Annotated in this window: 13 protein-coding genes; 4 read left to right on the top strand and 9 right to left on the bottom strand. The window is 72.1% G+C overall.

Annotated features, from left to right (window positions below):
- Window positions 1–120 precede the first annotated feature (120 nt).
- Together rpsU and ABTU92_RS18280 are read left to right on the top strand one after the other, a co-directional pair.
- Window positions 121–420, top strand: a complete 300-nt coding sequence (gene rpsU / locus ABTU92_RS18275; RefSeq protein ID WP_408093066.1) for a 30S ribosomal protein S21 — start codon at window positions 121–123, stop codon at window positions 418–420.
- Between the two features lie 221 nt (window positions 421–641).
- Window positions 642–1,574 (top strand): tetratricopeptide repeat protein, encoded by a 933-nt coding sequence (locus tag ABTU92_RS18280; RefSeq protein WP_408093067.1) that lies wholly within the window; start codon window positions 642–644, stop codon window positions 1,572–1,574.
- 135 nt (window positions 1,575–1,709) lie between these two features.
- Here the strand turns inward: ABTU92_RS18280 and ABTU92_RS18285 are convergent, their stop codons facing one another.
- From ABTU92_RS18285 to ABTU92_RS18325, 9 genes are all read right to left on the bottom strand, one after another.
- Window positions 1,710–2,525: an alpha/beta hydrolase gene (locus tag ABTU92_RS18285; RefSeq protein WP_408093068.1), complete on the bottom strand. Its 816-nt coding sequence runs from the start codon at window positions 2,523–2,525 to the stop codon at window positions 1,710–1,712.
- Window positions 2,526–2,559: 34 nt separating this feature from the next.
- Window positions 2,560–2,841, bottom strand: coding sequence for a DUF3551 domain-containing protein (locus tag ABTU92_RS18290; protein ID WP_408093069.1), 282 nt, complete (start codon window positions 2,839–2,841; stop codon window positions 2,560–2,562).
- Between the two features lie 120 nt (window positions 2,842–2,961).
- Window positions 2,962–3,231: a DUF3551 domain-containing protein gene (locus ABTU92_RS18295; protein ID WP_408093070.1), complete on the bottom strand. Its 270-nt coding sequence runs from the start codon at window positions 3,229–3,231 to the stop codon at window positions 2,962–2,964.
- 135 nt (window positions 3,232–3,366) lie between these two features.
- Window positions 3,367–4,527, bottom strand: a complete 1,161-nt coding sequence (locus ABTU92_RS18300; RefSeq protein ID WP_408093071.1) for an acyl-CoA dehydrogenase family protein — start codon at window positions 4,525–4,527, stop codon at window positions 3,367–3,369.
- A gap of 277 nt (window positions 4,528–4,804) precedes the next feature.
- Window positions 4,805–5,134, bottom strand: a complete 330-nt coding sequence (locus tag ABTU92_RS18305) for a metal-sulfur cluster assembly factor (RefSeq protein ID WP_408093072.1) — start codon at window positions 5,132–5,134, stop codon at window positions 4,805–4,807.
- A 260-nt stretch (window positions 5,135–5,394) separates the two neighbouring features.
- Entirely contained in the window at window positions 5,395–6,567 is a 1,173-nt protein-coding gene (locus tag ABTU92_RS18310) for an ABC transporter substrate-binding protein (protein ID WP_408093073.1), read from the bottom strand.
- A 179-nt stretch (window positions 6,568–6,746) separates the two neighbouring features.
- A complete protein-coding gene (locus ABTU92_RS18315; RefSeq protein WP_408093074.1) occupies window positions 6,747–7,205 on the bottom strand; it encodes a cupin domain-containing protein in 459 nt (152 codons plus the stop codon).
- A gap of 64 nt (window positions 7,206–7,269) precedes the next feature.
- Window positions 7,270–8,448: a YeiH family protein gene (locus ABTU92_RS18320; protein WP_408093075.1), complete on the bottom strand. Its 1,179-nt coding sequence runs from the start codon at window positions 8,446–8,448 to the stop codon at window positions 7,270–7,272.
- 119 nt (window positions 8,449–8,567) lie between these two features.
- Window positions 8,568–9,839, bottom strand: coding sequence for a carboxylate-amine ligase (locus ABTU92_RS18325; RefSeq protein ID WP_408093076.1), 1,272 nt, complete (start codon window positions 9,837–9,839; stop codon window positions 8,568–8,570).
- 340 nt (window positions 9,840–10,179) lie between these two features.
- Between ABTU92_RS18325 and ABTU92_RS18330 the strand changes: the two genes are divergently transcribed.
- Both ABTU92_RS18330 and ABTU92_RS18335 read left to right on the top strand, forming a co-directional pair.
- Window positions 10,180–11,385 (top strand): efflux RND transporter periplasmic adaptor subunit, encoded by a 1,206-nt coding sequence (locus ABTU92_RS18330; protein ID WP_408093077.1) that lies wholly within the window; start codon window positions 10,180–10,182, stop codon window positions 11,383–11,385.
- On the top strand, window positions 11,382–14,594 hold the full coding sequence (locus ABTU92_RS18335; RefSeq protein ID WP_408093078.1) for an efflux RND transporter permease subunit: 3,213 nt from the start codon (window positions 11,382–11,384) through the stop codon (window positions 14,592–14,594). The genes ABTU92_RS18330 and ABTU92_RS18335 overlap by 4 nt, the downstream gene beginning before the upstream one ends.
- Window positions 14,595–14,678: the final 84 nt, after the last annotated feature.

A 14,678-nucleotide genomic window follows, 5' to 3' on the forward strand; every position in this document is an offset into this window, starting at 1 on the left:
CATGATGGACTTCGCCGGCGCTTTCTGGTAGACGCCCCCCACCTGGGAGCCCGCGCGATCGTTCGACCGCTGGCGGACGGCCCGCCAGATCAACCGACAAGACCTTCGAGAGGACGCTTCGTGCAGGTACTCGTTCGTGACAACAACGTCGACCAGGCCCTCAAGGCGCTGAAGAAGAAGATGCAGCGCGAGGGCATCTTCCGCGAGATGAAGCTGCGCGGTCATTACGAGAAGCCCTCCGAGCGCAAGGCGCGGGAGAAGGCCGAGGCGATCCGCCGCGCCCGCAAGCTGGCCCGCAAGCGCGCCCAGCGCGAGGGCCTGATCCCCGGCAAGCCGAAGCCCGCCCCGCGGGCCGGCGGCCCCGGCGCCCGTCCCGGCATGGGCGGTGGCGGCGGCTTCCGCAGCAGCGCCCCGCGCTGATCCGCGCGCCGGTCCGTCGAGACCGAACGACGTTTCGCGAGCGGGTGGCCCGGCCGCCCGCTCGTTTCGCATTTGCTCCAAGGTCGGGTGACGGGGCGGCAGCGCAGCCCCGCGTTTCGCGTGGACGGGCGGCGCCGCCGCAAGATCGCCGCGATTGTCCGTGACCCAGGGCCGGGCCGCACCATGCCGCGGCCGTGTCGATGCGCGTCACGAGGAAGACCATGGGTTCCGGTAGCGAAAGACTCGGCTGGTCGAACCGCCGTCGCAGCGCCGCTCCCGGGCTCCCTAGCCCGCTCGCCAAATCCCTGTTGTCGAAGACGATTCTGATCGGCCTCGCGGCCGGCGCGCTGGCGCTCGGCGGCTGCTCGACGATCATGAACATGCCGACCACGGTGGTCGACGACGCGACCTCGGCAGCCTCGCCGGCGAATCTCGCGTCGCTCACCGCGGTGCTGTCGAAGAACCCGAACGACCCGCAGGCCTACAACATGCGCGGCTCGGTGCTCGGCCAGTCGGGCCGCTACCAGGATGCGCTCGCCGATTTCGACAAGGCGATCCAGATCGATCCGAACTACGCGCAGGCCTATGCCAATCGCGGCCTCGCCTACCGCCAGACCGGCAAGCTCGACCAGGCCCTCGCCGACTACGACCGCGCCCTGCAGATCGACCCGGCCTACGCGGTCGCCTATGTGGGCCGCGGCATGGCGTATCGCGACAAGGGCGAGCTCCTGCGCGCCCTGCAGGACTTCAACAAGGCGGTCCAGATCCGCCCCGACAACGCCCAGGCCTACTACAATCGCGGGCTCCTCTATCAGAGCCAGCGCCAGTACCAGTTCGCCATCGACGACTTCTCGACCGCCATCGGCCTGTCGCAGCAGCAGGCCGAGCCGTTCATCGCCCGCGGGCTGACGTATCTGGCGGTCGGCGACCTCAAGGCCGCGGCCGGCGACCTCGACGACGCGGTCGAGCTGGAGCCCGAGAACGTCCAGGCCTGGACCAGCCGCGGCCTCGCCTACGAGCGCATGAATGACAAGGAGAAGGCGGCCGGCTCCTACGCCCGCGCCCTCGCCCTGCGCCAGGGCTACCAGGCGGCCGCCGACGGCTTCCGCCGCGTCGGCGGGGAGCCGGGCCGGACCTACACGACGTTCAACTGAGCGGACGCACACGCTGGGCCGCGGTCATTCCGGGGCGGGCCGAAGGCCCGAACCCGGAATCCAGCCAGGAGCCGGGAGCGTGTCGCTGGATTCCGGGTTCGCGCGTTCCGCGCGCCCCGGAATGACGGTGGAGCATTACTCCGCAGCCGGTCGCGCTCCGGCGAGAAAATCGCGCACCGCGTCGAGCGCGCCGAAATCGTCGAGATCCTCGTGGTCGCCGCCGGGCAGGCGGACGAGCCGCTTGTCGCTGCGGAACGCCGCGAACAGCGCCTCGCCGAAGCCGATCGGGATCACCGAGTCCTGCGTCCCGTGCAGGATCAGCACCGGCGCCGTGACGTCCGGCGCCCGCAGATCCGAGCGGAACTGGTCCTTCATCAGGAGCCCGATCGGCGCGAACGGATAGGCGATGCGGGCGACGGCGGCCGTCGACGTGTAGGGCGCCTGGAGGATCAGCCGCGCCACCGGGCGGGTCGCGGCGAGCGCCACGGCGACGCCGGTGCCGAGCGATTCGCCGAACACCGCGATCCTTCCGGCGCCGTAGCGCTCCGCCGCGAAGGCGTGGGCGGCCTCGGCGTCGGCGATCAGGCCGGCCTCGCTGGGCGAGCCGGTCGATCCGCCATAGCCGCGGAACGACACCGCCAGCAGGCCGAAGCCGTCGCGGACCAGCGCGGCAAAGCGCGGCACCCGATGGCGCAGCGCGCCGCCATTGCCGTGCAGATAGAGGATGACGGGCTTTCCGTCCCGCGGCGGGACGTGCCAGGCGACGATGCGCTCACTGTCGGCGGTCGTGAGCGCGATCTCCTCGGCCTGCGGCAGCCCGGCCGCGGCCGGCGCGGTCCGCCGCGCCTCGGCCGGATACATCAACGACCGCTGAGCGACGTAGAGCACCAGCACGAGCGCCGCATAGATCATCACGGCCCCGAGGGCGAGCCGCACCAGCACAGGGATCATGCCGCCCGCCGCGTCGTCCACTGCATCGGCCGAATCAGCCGGCCCGGCTCTTGCGGCTCTTGCGCGGCGGCGGCGCCGTATTGAGGCCCCACGCGAACGGGTTCTCGTAGCAGAATCCGCCGTTGCCGCTGATCGCCTGTTGGCACTGCCAGAGATTGGCGAAGTAGCAGTTGGTGCCGCCGCCCCAGGCGCCGCCGTACTGGGCGCACCAGGGATAGATCGGCCCGGCCGAGGACGGCACCTGGGCCTGGCCCGCGGGGGCGCCGGCGACCACCATGGCCGCGGCGAGCCCGACCGTCACGAGAAGCGCGCGCATCGCGACCTCCTAGCGCAGATTCGAGGGCGGTCACGCTAGCACGGCACCGCCGGCAGCGGCACGCGCCACGATCACGAGCGCGTGCAAAGCCGCCCCGCAGCGGCCGCGGCCGAGTCCCGATCAGTACCGGCGATAGTCCTGCCGGCTGCGACGGCGGTCGCGCGGCTCGGAGGCCTGAGCCGAGAACGGATTGCGGTAGCACCACCCGCCGTTGCCGCTGATCGCCTGCTGGCACTGCCAGAGATTGGCGAAATAGCAGTTGGTGGCGCCGCTGCGGCCACCGTACTGGGCGCACCAGGGATAGATCGGCCCGGTCTGGGCGCTGGCGGGCGCCGGGACGAAGGCGACGGCGGCGCCGAGAGCCGCCAGGGACAGAAGGATCGCGCGCATCGGACACTCCTCGGGCGGCAGGAGGCCTCGTGGCCCGCGCCCGCCGCGGTTGTGTCCTGTTAGAAACCGCGGCGGGGCGTTTGGTTCGGAGACACCGACGCGCGCCGTCGCGGCCCGCCTGGTCGTCGCCCGGCCTCACTCCCGGTTGGGCGTGAAGCCGCAGGCCATGCCGGCGATGATCATGCGCTGGATGTTCGAGGTGCCCTCGACCACCTGCAGCGACTTCGCATCGCGATAGAACCGCTCGGCCGGATACTCGGTGGAGAAGCCGAACGAGCCGAAGATCTTCATGCACTCGTTGGCGGCGTGGACGGCGGCCTCGGAGGCGAACAGCTTGGCGACCGAGGTCTCGTACTGGCTCGGCTTGCCCTGGTCCTTCAGCCAGGCGGCCCGATAGACGAGGAGCTGCGCCGCGGCGTGCTCGGCCGCCATGTCGGCGATCTGGGCCTGCACCATCTGGTGCTGCGAGATCGGCTTGCCGAACTGGGTGCGGCCGTTGGCGTAGTCGATCGCGAGATCGAGGCAGCCGCCGGCGACGCCGAGCGCGCCGGCCGCACAGCCGATCCGCGTCTGGTTGAGCTGCCACATGCAGATGCGGAAGCCGTCGCCCGGCTGGCCGAGCACGTTCTCCTTCGGCACCTTCATGCCGTCGAAGACGAACTCGCCGGTCGGCGCGCAGTGCAGGCCGAGCTTGGTCTCGATCGCCCGCGCCGAGACGCCGGCCCAGGCCTTCGGCTCGATCAGGAAGGCGGTGAGGCCCTTGTTGCCGGCCGAGCGGTCCGTGTAGGCGTAGAGGAGCCCGGCGTCGCCGACATGCGCCTGCGAGATCCACATCTTGCTGCCGTGGACCTCGAAGTGGTCACCCTTGTCGATCGCATGGGTCTTCATCGAGGCGACGTCCGAACCGGTGTTCGGCTCGGTGATGGCGAAGAAGCCGAGCTGCGTGCCGGCGACCCAGCCCGGGATGTACTTCTGCTTCTGCTCGGGCGTGCCGAACTTCGCCACCGTCAGGGCGGGGCCGAGATTCTGCATGTTGAAGGGCAGCCGCCACGACGCCGAGATCTTGGCGATCTGCTCGGCCATCAGCACCGACTCGAGGAAGCCCATCCCGGTGCCGCCGAGCTCCTCGGAGAGCGCGCAGCCGAAGAAGCCGAGCGCGCCCATGCGGGCGACGCGATCGGTCCTGAAGGTGTGCGCCTTCTCCTCCTCCACCAGGGTCGGCGCGATGTCCTCGAGGGCGAAGCGCCGCGCCGTCTCCTGGACCATGCGCTGCTCGTCGGTCAGATCGAAATGCATCGGAGTTCCGTGTTCGGGTGACAGGGACGCGAGCTCGTCGGCGCGGCGGCGCCCGCCCGGTCGCGGGGGCACCGCCCCGCGCGGGTCGTCGTCGATCGATCAGCAGGAGCACGCCGCCGGCGTGTGAGCGCAGTCAACCATCCCGGGACCGGAAAGGGCAACCGGTTCCGCGGGGGGTGCGATCATTTGTACACAAACGTGATCGCGGCGTGTCCCGGGGGGCCGGGAGACGCCGCGCCCAGCGCCGCGCGGGCGCCGCGTCGACAGTCGAAATACGTCAGTGCCGCGTGTCGGAGAACGGCTCGCCGAACTCCCAGCCGAGCGCGAAGCGGCCCTCCTCGGTCATCCGCTCCGGGCTCCAGGGCGGATCCCAGAGCAGCCGGACCTGGACGCTCGGCGTCTCGGTGAAGGCGCGCCGCAGCGCCGCCTTGGCGGCCCGCGCCATCACCTCGCCGAACGGGCAGGTCGGCGCCGTGGTGGTCATGTCGACGACGATCCCCTCGGCCGTCCAGTCGGCCCGGTAGACGAGGCCGAGATCGACGATCGAGATGCCCATCTCGGGATCGAGCACCTGCTTGAGGGCGCTGATGATGTCGTGATCGAGCATGGACGTCCTCGCGGGTGCCGATCGCCCGGGCCGGACGCGCCGGTCGCTTTCGGGTCGTATCGGGATGGGCGGCTGCGCCTTTGACGTCGATAGGTGTCGCGTCACGAGTTGCAGAGCCGCGGGACCGACACGGCGCCGGTCCCTGCGCGAAGATTGGGCGGGGCCTCCCCCGAGCGGCTTTGTCCTAGGTCAAAGTCCGCCCCGTTTGGAGCAATTCTCGTTTCGGTCCAGGCTTTTGACGAGCTTCGGGAGCCCTGCTCTCAGGAGCCCTGCTCGGAGACCAGCACCCAGTCGCCCTTGCGGATCTCGAGCATGCGCAGCGCCGAGAGGTCGAGGCCGGTGTGGTCGGTCGGCGACATGGTGACGATGCCGCCGGTGCCGACATGGCCGCGCGTCGCCTCGAGGGCGTCGCGCAGCTTGGCCGGATCGAAGCCGCCGGCGCGCTTGGCCGCATCGACCACCAGCATCAGCCCGTCATAGGCGTGCCCCCCGAAAGCCGACACCGGCTGGCCGGTCTTCTGCTGCCAGGTCCTCGCATAGTCCTGCAGCACCGCCTTCTGCGGGTCGCCGTCGGCGAGCTTGTCGGCGACCAGGAGAGGCGCGGCCGGCAGCCGCACGCCCTCCGCAGCGGGGCCGGCGAGCTCGATGAAGCTCTTCGAGGCGACGCCGTGCGACTGGTAGAGCGGCAGCTTGATGCCGAGCTGCGCGTAGTTGCGCGTCACGATCGCCGGGCCCTGGCCGTGGCCCGCCACCACGACGGCCTGCAGGCCGGGCTTGCGCTTGAGCGCCGCCATCTGGGCCGACACGTCGGTGTCGGCCGGGCCGTAGATCTCCTCGTGCGCCACCGTGATGCCGGCCCCGGGCGCCGCCTTGACGCACTGCTCGCGCATCGAGCGGCCGAAGGCGTCGGTGCCCGAGACGATCGCGATCGTCGTCAGCTTGCGGCGCTTGAGGTCCGCAAAAATCTTCTCGCAGGCCATACGGTCGGTGTGGGGGGTCTTGAACACCCATTTGCGCACCGGCTCGACGATCTGCACGGCGCCGGCGAGCGACACGAACGGCACCTGCGCGGCCTCGACCACCGGGATCATGGCGAGCGTCGTCGCCGTGGTGGTGCCGCCGATGATAGCCGCCACCTTGTCGTCCCGCACCAGCCGCTCGGTGAGCTTGCGGGCCGTCTCCGGGTCGCCGCCGTCGTCGTGCACGATCAGGTTCAGCTTCTCGCCATTCACGCCGCCGGCCGCGTTGATCGCCTCGACCCACAGCTCCAGGGTCCGCTTCTCGGGGGCGCCGAGATACTCGGCCAGCCCGGTCGTCGAGAGGACCGCCCCGATCTTCACGTCGGCGCGCGCGGGCGCCGCGACGGCGGTGAGGCCGAGCGCGACGGCGGCGGAGGCGAACGCGGCCGAGACGAATCGACGAGAGACACGCATGCGGGGGCTCCTCCCGGGCGTCGCGAGCGACAGGCTGTTTCCGTCCCGAACGTCTTTTTGGTGTTGTCGGGGCAGCGATCTTGCCCACTGCCGCGGGCGCGCGCAAGCGGCCGGCCGGGACCTCGTGTTCCGGGCGCGGCGCGACGCGCCTTGTCCGGGGCACGGCCGGCGCGTGTCGCTCAGTACGGCTCGCCGTTGCGGTGCACGTAGCGGCCGGTGCTCGCGGTGCGCTCGATCTTGAGGTCGAGCCCCGGATACTCGACCGTGTCGGTCGCGGCGCGGTTGCCGATCTCCAGCACCACGGCGTCGCGGTCGGAGCGGTTGACCAGGCAGTGGCCGAGGCCGGTGCCGGCCGGCCAGGCGGCGGCCTCGCCGGCCTTCAGCACCGTCTCGCCGGTGTCCTCGACCAGCACCACCTCGCCCTCCAGCACGTAGACGAGCTCGTCCTCGTCGCTGTGCCAGTGGCGCAGCGACGAGGCGACGCCGGGCGCCAGGCGGCACAGATTGACGCCGAACCGGGTGAGGCCTGCGGCCCGGCCGAGCCGCTGGCGGACGCGACCTTCGACGGGTCCGCGGAACTGCGCCGGATAGCCGATGCCGGTGTCGAGCGGAACGGCGTCGATGTCGATCTTGGGCATGGTCTCCCCTCCGTGTCGCGTGGTCGGGTCTTGGTGGTCGCGCGTCGTCAGTGCAAGGCAGCCGTCAGTGCAGCGCGAGCAGGCCGCCCGTCACCACGGCGAGAATCACCAGCGTGGCGCCGACGAACACGGCGACGTGCCGCCAGCCGATGCGCAGGATCGCGGCCGGCGAGGTCTGCAGGCCGAGCGCCGAGATGGCGATCAGCAGGCCGGCCGTCGAGGCGACGTGGAAGGCGGCCTTGACCGGCGCGTAGAGCGCCGCGGCGCCCGGCACCGCCGGCACCAGGCTGTTGACGAGGCACAGCGCCAGGAACACCAGCGCGAACACCGGCACCGGCACCTTGGCGTGCATCTGCGCGCCGTCGCGCGGCAGCAGCCACCAGCCGACGATCAGCACCACGGGCAGCAGCAGGAAGATGCGGAACAGCTTGACGATCACGGCCGTGTTGCCGACCGGCTCGGAGACGGCGTAGCCGGCGCCGACCACCTGGGCCATGTCGTGGACGGTGCCGCCCAGCATGATGCCGGTCGCCTGCGGGTCGAGGCCGAGCAGCGCGCAGAGCGGCGGATAGAGGATCATCACCAGGGTCGAGAAGGCGTTGGCGGCGATCACCGTGAAGGCGACGTCGGCGGCCTTGCTGGGATAGTTCGGAACAACGGTCGCGGTGGCGAGCGCCGCCGAGGCGCCGCACACGGCCGTCGAGGCGCCGGCAAGTGCGCCGTAGCGCCGGTCGAGCCCGAGCAGGCGGGCGAACCAGACGCCGGACGCGATCGTCGCCGCCATGCCGGCGACGATCAGCAAGGCGACGGGCACGCCGAGCGCAAAGATGTCGCCGAGCGCGATGCGGGTGCCGAGCAGCGCGATGGCGATGCGCAGGAGCTTTTTCACGCTGTAGGTGAGGCCCGGCTCGTACAGCGGCCGGGCGGCGAGGCGGTTGAAGGCGACGCCGATCAGCAGCGCGATCACCATGGCGGGGATTGGCAGCACCCGGCCGACCAGCGGCTCGGCGGCGAGCGCGGCGAGCGCGACGGCGGCGGCGAGGGCGAGACCCGGCGCGTAGCGCCGCAGCACCGCCGGCACCGCGTTGCCCGGTGCCGCGGCCGGCGTCGGCTCGGCGGCAGGCATCGGCTCGACGGAGGACGCGCCCTTCACGGCGTCGGAACGATCGGCGGGATTCACGCGGGCCTCGTGCTCCGGGGGTGACGCGGCGATCGCGACACCCGAGCCGGAGAGGCTCGTCATGGTCGCGATCCCGGTGTGCGGGATCGCGAGATTGTTCGCAAGCCGCCCGATGCGCAACGTGCCCCGGCGTTCCACGAGGAGCGCCGGGGCGGAGGCTGCGGGCGCGCCGGACGGCGATCTCAGAGACTGTCGCGATCGGCCTCCGGGTCGTGGCTCGGCAGCAGCGGCGGGGCGGCGATGGTGCGCGGCTCGGGATCGGCCCGCGTCGCGATCGTCTCGTCGCGCAGCCACTGCAGCACGGCCCGCAACGCCGCGCGGTGACCGCCCGCGACATGCCGCTCGTAGGCGGCGAGCTGGGCATCCGCCGACGTGCCGTCGGCGACGATGGTGCGGCAGTGCGCGACCTCGGCGGCGCAGTCGAGCGCCTCGATGTCGTCGGCCGCCTGGCGCAGCAGGCGCTCCAGCACGGCCGCGACCGGCTCCGGCCCGTCGCGGGTGACGAAGCTCGCCTGGACGCCGTTTCGCTGCGCCCGCCACTGGTTCTCCTGCGCCAGCGCATGGGTCACGGCCGGCATGTCGTCGGCGGCCGGGCGGGTGCGGTAGAGATGGCGGGCCAGCACCCGGTAGAGGGCGGCGACCGCGATGGCGTCGTCGAGCCGGGTGCAGCAGTCGGGCGCACGCAGCTCCAGCGTCGGCAGCGACGCGGACGGGCGGATCGCCCACCACAGATAGCTGGCGTCCGGGATCGCCCCGGCCCGCGCCATCGCGTCGACATAGGCCCGGTACTCGGCCTCGCTGCGGAACGCCGCCGGCAGCCCGGTGCGCGGCAGCTCGGCATAGGCGGCGAGCCGGTAGCCCTTCAGCCCGGTCGGCAGGCCGCACCAGAACGGCGACGAGGTCGACAGCGCCAAGAGCAGCGGCAGGTGGGGCACCATGCGCCGCATGATCTCGACCCGGCGGGCCGGATCGGGAAGCTCGACATGGACGTGCAGGCCGCACAGGAGATCGCGGCGGCCGATCATCTGGAGCTGGTCCATCACCCGGTCGTAGCGCTGCGCCTCGGTCTGGCGGACGCGGCGCCAGTCGGCGCCCGGATGGGTGCCGGCGGCCAGCACGGCGAGCCCGTGCGCGTCGGCGGTATCCGCCACCGCCTCGCGCAGCTCCGCCATCTCGGCCCGGGCACCGCCGAGCGTGTCGTGCACGCCGGAGACGATCTCGACCTGGGCCTGCAGGAACTCCGGCTTGGCGCGGCCGCGCGTCACCGCCTCGGCGCGGCGGAAGACGGCGGGATCGACGCGGCGCGGCACCGCGAGGGTGCGGGCGCCGACCAGGAAGAACTCCTCCTCGAGCCCGATCGTGAAGGCGCGGCGGCCGCCGGCCTCCTCGGATGCCCTGGGGCGCGTCGGGGTCGCGGGCCGGCCGGTGCGAGAGACCACTGGTGTGTTCCGCATGTCGGTTCCTGCAGTTGCTCGGGTGACCGCGCCGCGGCCGATGGGATCGCGGCGGCGTGTCGGATATCGGGTGTCGAAGGTACCGTGAGATGGCGCGCCGCGGCTCGGTTCGCAGACAGGGCGACGCGATGCGCGACCCTTCGAGCCCTGGGAGCCCCGGACAACGCCCGCGGGCGCCGGACGTTCCAACGGATGACCCGGCGCCACGACGGCGCGGCGAAAAGCCCGCGTGGACGGGCCTGCACCGTCGAATCGACACAATTCTGGAGGGTCTAGTCGGCCCATGTCCCGGAGCGGGCGACCGCGCCCGCGCCGTGCCGGGAACAGTAGAGATTTCGACGTGACCGAGCGATTTCCGACCGACCGCCCGACCGGCGCCTATGCCGACGCCGACGGCACCCCCGCACCGACCGGCACCCGCCGCCACTGGCGCACCGTGACGATCGCGCTGCCGCTGGCGTTGATCGCCGCCGGTCTCGCCGCCTATGCGGCCGTCCCGGTCTCCGCCCCCGCGCAGGCCCCGGCCGCGACGCCCACCCGCGCCGAGCCGCGGCCCGCCCTCACCGTGTCGGTCGCCGGCGTCGAGACGCGGCGCATCACCCGCAGCGTGGTCGGCACCGGCTCGGTCGCCGCCTGGCAGCTGCTCACCGTCGCGGCCGAGATCGCCGGCCTGCGCATCGTCGAGGTGACGGTCGACGAGGGCGACAGGGTCACCAAGGGCCAGGTGCTGGCGCGCTTCGAGGATGCGATCCTGCAGGCGCAGCTCGCCCAGTACGAGGCGGCCGCCCTGGAGGCCGAGGCCAACGCGCAGAACGCCCAAGCGGAGCTCCGCCGCGCCCAGGAGCTGCAGGCGAGCCGCAACATCGCCGAGGCGACCTTCCAGCAGCGCCAGATGACGGCGCGCGCCACCGAGGCGCGGCTCGGCATGATCCGGGCGCAGCGCGACGAGGTGAAGGCGCGCATCGCCCAGACCGTGGTGCGGGCGCCGACCGACGGCGTGATCGCCAAGCGCACCGCGCTCGTCGGCACCGTGTCGAGCGTCGGCGCCGAGCTGTTCAAGATGATCCGCGACGGCCGCGTCGAGCTGCAGGCGCAGGTGCCGGAGCTCGATCTCACGAGCGTCGCGGCCGGCCAGGCGGTGCGGGTCCTGCACGGCGACACGGTGGTGGCCGGGCGCGTCCGGCTGGTCGCGCCCGTGGTCGATCCGGCGACCCGGCTCGGCACCGTCTACGTGGCGCTGCCGAGCGACAGCGGGCTCCGGCCCGGCATGTTCGCCAATGCCGAGATCGCGGTCGGCTCCGCCGAGGTGCTCGCGCTGCCGCAGGAGGCGCTGGTCTTCCGCGACGGGCGGCCGGCCGCCTTCGCGGTCGGCCCGGACGGCCGCGTCGCCGTGAAGCTCCTGGACACCGGAACCCGCCAGGACGGCTGGGTCGAGGTGCGCGGCGGCGTCGGCCGCGGCGAGCGCATCGTCTTCGCCGGCGCCGGCTTCCTCAACGACGGCGATCTCGTCCGCATCGACAGCGCCGACGCGCGCCCGCCCGAATGAGCACGCCGCAGAACGACGACGCGCCCCGGCCGGCGCGGACCGTGGTCCACGGCCGCAACAACATCTCGGCCTGGGCGATCCGCCACCCGGTCGCCACCGTGGTGCTGTTCGTCGTGCTGACGATGGCCGGCCTCGTCGCTTATCCGGGCCTGCGCATCAACAACAATCCCGACATCGACCTGCCCGCCGTGGTGGTCACGGTGCAGCAGCCGGGCGCCGCCCCGGCCGAGCTCGAGTCGCAGGTGACGCGCCGCATCGAGGACGCGGTCGCCGGGCTGGGCGACATCAAGCACATCACCTCCACGGTCTACGACGGCGCCTCCAACACCGTGGTCGAGTTCAACATCGGCAAGAACGTCGACCGCGCCGTCAACGACGTGCGCGACAAGGTCACCCAGACCCGCGCCACCCTGCCGGCCGACATTCTCGAGCCGATCGTCAGTCGGGTCGACATCTCGGGCGGCGCCATCGTCACCTACACGGTGCGGGCGCCGGCGATGTCGGTCGCGCAGCTCTCCTGGTTCATCGACGACACGGTGGCCCGCGCGCTCCTGTCGATCCCGGGCGTCAGCCGGGTCAACCGGGTCGGCGGCGTCGACCGCGAGATCCGGATCGAGCTCGATCCGGCCCGGCTGATGGCGCTCGGCATCACGGCCGTCGACGTCCACACGCAGCTGCGCAACCAGAACCTCAACAGCCCGGGCGGCCGCGGCACGCTCGGGGCGAGCGAGCAGTCGATCCGCACGGTCGGCAGCGCCGAGACGGTCGACGACCTGCGGGCTCGCCTGATCACCCTGCCGGGCGGCCGCAAGGCGCGCCTCTCCGAGCTCGGCACGGTCGAGGACACGGCGGCCGAGCAGCGCCAGTCGGCCAAGCTCGACAACCAGCCGGTCGTCGCCTTCGAGGTGCTGCGCACCGTCGGCTCGAGCGAGGTGCATGTCGCGAAGAAAGTCGCGGCCCGGCTGGAGACGCTGGAGCAGGCGACGCCCGGCGTCGAGATCAAGCGCGTGTCGTCGACGGTGCGGTTCGTCGAGGAGTCCTACCGGGGCGCCATCGAGACGCTGGTCGAGGGCGCGGCGCTCGCCGTGCTGGTCGTGTTCCTGTTCCTGCGCGACCTGCGGGCGACCTTCATCGCGGCGCTCGCCATGCCGCTGTCGCTGATCCCGACCTTCTTCGTGATGAAGGCGTTCGGCTTCGCGCTCTCGGGCGTGACGCTGCTCGCGCTGTCCCTGGTGGTCGGCATCCTGGTCGACGACGCCATCGTCGAGATCGAGAACATCGTCCGCCACATGCGCGACGGCAAGAAGCCTTACCGGGCGGCGCTCGACGCCGCCGACGAGATCGGGCTGGCCGTGGTGGCGACGACGCTGACCATCGTGGCCGTGTTCGTGCCGGTGGCGTTCATGCCCGGCATCCCGGGCCAGTTCTTCAAGCCGTTCGGCGTCACCGTGTCGGTCGCGGTGCTGTTCTCGCTGGTCGTCGCGCGGCTCGTCACGCCGATGCTCGGCGCCTACTTCCTGAAGGTGAAGCCGGAGAAGGGCCCTCGCGACGGCGTGGTGATGCGGGTCTATCTGCGCTTCCTCGCCGCCTCGATCCGGCACCGCTGGCTCACCGTGATCGGCGCGCTGGTGATCTTCGCCGGCTCGATCGCGCTGATCCCGCTGGTGCCGTCCGACCTGATGCCGGCCCGCGACACCGGCCGCTCGGCGCTGGGCGTCGAGCTGCCGCCGGGCGCGACGCTCGCCCAGACCGAGGCCGTGGTGAAGCGCGTCACCGACATCGCCAAGGCGCGGTCCGACGTGACGAGCGTGTTCGCCGCGATCGGCGTCGCGGCGGGCGGCCAGGGGCCGGGCGCGCCCTCGGTCGGCGGCGATCCGCGCAACGCCATCGTCTACATCAACTACGTGCCGGCGAATGCGCGCGCCCTCACCCAGCAGCAGATCGAGACGGCGCTGCGGCCGCTGCTGGCCGAGATTCCCGGCACCCGGTTCCGCTTCGGCGCCGACGGCATGGGCGGCGCCAAGGTGACGATCACGCTCACCGGCGACAACCCGGTCGAGCTCGACCGCGCCGCGACCGCGCTCGAGCGCCAGATGCGCACGCTGCCGTCGTTCCCGACCGCGGCCTCGACGGCGAGCCTGCGGCGGCCCGAGATCCAGATCGTGCCGATGCCCGAGCGCGCCGCCGAGCTCGGCGTCTCGGTCGCCTCGATCGCCGCCACGGCCCGCATCGCGACGCTCGGCGACGCCGACCAGAACCTCGCCAAGTTCAACCTGCCGAACCGCCAGATCCCGATCCGGGTGCAGATCGACCCGGCGTCGCGGGCCAGCCTGCCGACCATCGAGAACCTCCGCGTCGCGACGACGAGCGGCGCCAGCGTGCCGCTCAAGGCGGTCGCCGAGATCAGGCTCGCCAGCGGCCCGGCGACCATCCAGCGGCTCGACCGCACCCGCAAGGCGGCGATCGAGGCGGAGCTGAACGGCCTGCCGCTCGGCCAGGCATTGGAGCAGATCCACGCGCTGCCGATCATGCGCGAGCTGCCCGCCTCGGTGCGCGAGCAGAAGACCGGCGACGCCGAGATCATGGTCGAATTGTTCGTCAGCTTCGCGGTGGCGCTCGGCGCCGGCGTGCTGCTCGTCTACGTCGTGATGGTGGTGCTGTTCGGCGGCTTCATGCAGCCGCTCACCATCATGATGGCGCTGCCGCTCGCGGTCGGCGGCGCGATGACGCTCCTCCTCGTCACCGGCAAGGCGCTGTCGATCTCGGCCGTGATCGGCGTGCTGATGCTGATGGGCATCGTCGCCAAGAACTCGATCCTGCTGGTCGAGTACGCCATCGAGGCGATCAAGGCCGGCATGCCGCGCGACGCCGCGCTTCTCGACGCCGCCCACAAGCGCGCCCGGCCGATCGTGATGACGACCATCGCCATGACGGCCGGCATGATCCCGGTGGCGCTGGGGCTCGACGTCGACTCCGGCTTCCGCGCCCCGATGGCCGTCGCCGTCATCGGCGGCCTGATCACCTCGACGCTGCTCAGCCTCGTCGTGGTGCCGAGCGTGTTCACGCTGATGGACGACCTGCAGCACAAGCTCGGCCGCCGGCTCGGGCGCCTGCTCACCTCCGGCCCGCAGGACGACGTGCCGCCGGAACCGCACGTGCCCCCGCGCCCGGCGCCGGCCGCCGCCGCGTCTCGCGGAAGCGGCCTCTGAACGCACGACGGCGCGGACGTCACCCGCCGCGGCTTGTGTGAGCTGTCTCACAGTTCGTCGTCTACCACTCCTGGATGCTGGAGG

This window comes from Rhodoplanes sp. SY1, assembly GCF_046000175.1.
Lineage (GTDB): Bacteria > Pseudomonadota > Alphaproteobacteria > Rhizobiales > Xanthobacteraceae > Rhodoplanes.

Excerpts from the sequence above, each read along its gene's own strand:
- ABTU92_RS18280 (WP_408093067.1), top strand. The coding sequence starts at position 642 with ATGGGTTCCGGTAGCGAAAGACTCGGCTGGTCGAACCGCCGTCGCAGC.
- ABTU92_RS18285 (WP_408093068.1), bottom strand. The coding sequence starts at position 2,525 with ATGATCCCTGTGCTGGTGCGGCTCGCCCTCGGGGCCGTGATGATCTAT.
- ABTU92_RS18290 (WP_408093069.1), bottom strand. The coding sequence starts at position 2,841 with ATGCGCGCGCTTCTCGTGACGGTCGGGCTCGCCGCGGCCATGGTGGTC.
- ABTU92_RS18295 (WP_408093070.1), bottom strand. The coding sequence starts at position 3,231 with ATGCGCGCGATCCTTCTGTCCCTGGCGGCTCTCGGCGCCGCCGTCGCC.
- ABTU92_RS18300 (WP_408093071.1), bottom strand. The coding sequence starts at position 4,527 with ATGCATTTCGATCTGACCGACGAGCAGCGCATGGTCCAGGAGACGGCG.
- ABTU92_RS18305 (WP_408093072.1), bottom strand. The coding sequence starts at position 5,134 with ATGCTCGATCACGACATCATCAGCGCCCTCAAGCAGGTGCTCGATCCC.
- ABTU92_RS18310 (WP_408093073.1), bottom strand. The coding sequence starts at position 6,567 with ATGCGTGTCTCTCGTCGATTCGTCTCGGCCGCGTTCGCCTCCGCCGCC.
- ABTU92_RS18315 (WP_408093074.1), bottom strand. The coding sequence starts at position 7,205 with ATGCCCAAGATCGACATCGACGCCGTTCCGCTCGACACCGGCATCGGC.
- ABTU92_RS18320 (WP_408093075.1), bottom strand. The coding sequence starts at position 8,448 with ATGACGAGCCTCTCCGGCTCGGGTGTCGCGATCGCCGCGTCACCCCCG.
- ABTU92_RS18325 (WP_408093076.1), bottom strand. The coding sequence starts at position 9,839 with ATGCGGAACACACCAGTGGTCTCTCGCACCGGCCGGCCCGCGACCCCG.
- ABTU92_RS18335 (WP_408093078.1), top strand. The coding sequence starts at position 11,382 with ATGAGCACGCCGCAGAACGACGACGCGCCCCGGCCGGCGCGGACCGTG.